Source organism: Dolichospermum sp. LEGE 00246, from assembly GCF_015207865.1.
GTDB lineage: Bacteria > Cyanobacteriota > Cyanobacteriia > Cyanobacteriales > Nostocaceae > Dolichospermum > Dolichospermum heterosporum.
The window spans coordinates 1-2,663 of the sequence record NZ_JADEWA010000600.1 but is presented as its reverse complement, the minus strand read 5'-3'; the positions used below and the strand labels follow the sequence as shown (position 1 = coordinate 2,663).

Here is a 2,663-nt window from a genome sequence, read left to right as displayed (position 1 = left end):
TAAGAGACAGTTCTATAACCTTTATAATAATCTTTATAATAAAAAAAGCAAATAAAAATTATATAGAATTATTTGAACTTGAAACTGTATCAATAAAAAACATTAATAACCAAAACGCCGAAAGCTAATGGGTGAGGAGGGAATCGAACCCGCAACCAATTGATTAAGAGTCAACTGCTCTACCGTTGAGCTACTCACCCGCTAATTAGATCATCATATCAGACTTTTGACTTTTGCGCTAGTGTTGCATGGTTTAAAAATCGTTAATTTTCTTGGGGGTTGATTAATAAGTAGTGAGACAGAATTAATTACACAAGGCTATTACGTAAGCAAAGCGTGGCGTTAGCCATATGGAACGAAGTGAAATCAAGCAATAGCGTTCGCGGAGCGTCCCGGAGGGAACTAGCGCTGCTGCAAGCAGTTCGCCAGGGTTGTGATTGCTTCCCTTCGCTCGCAATGACTGTAAATATTTTTGTCCAATTACTTAGGCGATCGCCATTACCATTAGACATCTCCAGAAATTGAAGATCCTTGATCTGAAACCCTTGTAGAGACGTTCCATGGGTAGGGATTCTCGGCTCTCCAATCTTTTTTGGAGATGTCTATTATACTCACAACGGCTAGAAGCTGGACTTTTTTATCATACAAATAACAAGTTCAAAGCCTCTCCAGTATTAAATATTATTCCTTTTCCCTCTCCTAAGAGGAGAGGGTTAGGGAGAGGTTTACCAGAGGGGTTTCATAACCAATAGACATCTCCGAAAATTAAATGTGCGTCGTTTGAAACCCTTGTAGAGACGTTCCATGGAACGTCTCTACAATCTTTACCGGAGAAGTCTAATAAACAGATGAAAATGATGAAAACCTTTCCCAATCATCTGTCATATTGCTGGAAGTCTGTATGTCACTTTATTAATTGTTGAATCACGAAATTTATCAACAGATTGCTGAAGACACTAAACAACTACAACAGTAGAAATTGCATGATAAAAGTGATGCGATTGTTCATGCTCATAATTTGAATAAATCCACCTAAACGCTGTACTATTGTTTTCACTAATGCTAATTCTAAGCCGGTGTTCTGTGCTTGCCAGGGGGAATGTTTGGGAATGCGGTAAAATGGCTGAAAAACTTGTGACAGTTGATGGTGAGGCATCTCTACACCAGAAATAGTGATTTTTAATTCTACCGTGTTTGCATTCACATCGGCGGTAACTGTAATTGATTCACCTGCGGGAGCGCATTGACAAGCTTGATTGAGTAGCAGGGTAATAATTTTTTCTAACTTGGTGATATCTGTGGATAAAGGAGAAATTTCTGCGGGGATATCTAGGTGTAATTGTTGTTGCTGACAATTGGTAACATCTCGAAAAGATTCCACAATGGAAAATAACCAAGTTGAAAAATCAATAGTAATTAAATTAGGAGGTTCAGGATCGATTTTCAGATATGTTAATGTAAGAAGATCGGTAAGCAATTTATCTTCTCGTCCACATTCATAATGGAGAATTTGTAATAGTTGGCATACTATTTCTATATCTACAATCCCGGCTGGTGTCATGAGACTTTCTAGGGTTTGCACAGCAAGATTAATATTAGTAATCGGTGTGCGTAATTCTTGGGCAAGATGTCTGATAAATTCGTTATGATGATGTTCTCGGATTGCAATTTCTTGAACTTGGACTTTAGTTTTGGTGTAGAGTTGAGATTGACAGATGGCGATCGCACATTGATTAGCTATTTGCTGTAAAAAAGATATTTCTAATTCTCCAAATTTTGCCTCTGTATGCCGAATTAGCCAAATATTGCCCAAAACACCTTGATAATCAAAAATCGGACAAGCCAATTGATTCATCATCTGTAAGCCAGAATCATGTCCGGGAACAATTTCTATAGATTGCCAGATTTGTTTTTGCAATAGAGATTGATAAATTCGGGGAAAATCAGCAACTTTCGTGGTTAAACCTTGAAAATGGGGTAAACTCGTACTATATTCGTAGGTAACTGTAGCAGCAGTCAAACAGGGATTATAAAGTTCAATTTGACAGCGATTAAGTTGTAATAAATCAACTAATTCTTGAGTAATAATTGTTAATATTTTGCGATCATCCAGACTATCGCGGATATGTTCAGTAATATATTGTAGCAATCCTTGGAATTTCTGAATTTGCTGTATCTTTTGAATATTTTCCTGTCTTTCTAACTCTAATTGGATTTGTAAATATTCTACCTGCTGTTGTAATTGGGCAACGGATGTATCTCCACCCAATTGCATAGATACTTCTGAACAAAATATGGGTGGAGATGGTAATTGTGTCCATTTGGGGATGGATTTAACTCGATTTAGATTCATGCAATAGTTTAGGAAAGAAATAATGGATAATTGATCATCGGGGAAGAGGTAAGTGGAAATAATACTTACTCATGACTGATTTTTCCATCTGCCTATTACCTATTCCTTAACGAAGAAATAACATGAGTATGAGCGAGCATACCAAATATTGTGTATTGCTGATAACAACCCTTGTGACGGTTTGTAAACAGGTACGTTAAGTTACAGCTAATCCCATAACGCTATTTTACTGCATTGTTAAAAATTAATACTAATCTTGATAAATCTGCAATTATTTACAAAATCATAATGTTTTACCCCTCCCTAACCC

Annotated in this window: 1 protein-coding gene and 1 tRNA gene; both read right to left on the bottom strand. The window is 36.7% G+C overall.

All coding sequences use genetic code 11. From position 1 onward, the window contains the following. Nucleotides 1-128 precede the first annotated feature (128 nt). Nucleotides 129-200: transfer RNA gene (locus IQ228_RS24495), tRNA-Lys, on the bottom strand. Nucleotides 201-964: 764 nt separating this feature from the next. Then, entirely contained in the window at nt 965-2,353 is a 1,389-nt protein-coding gene (locus tag IQ228_RS24490; RefSeq protein WP_193964759.1) for a HAMP domain-containing sensor histidine kinase, read from the bottom strand. Nucleotides 2,354-2,663: the final 310 nt, after the last annotated feature.

Bases quoted from the DNA above. Each gene is read 5' to 3' on its own strand.
- IQ228_RS24490 (WP_193964759.1), bottom strand. From the start codon at position 2,353: ATGAATCTAAATCGAGTTAAATCCATCCCCAAATGGACACAATTACCA.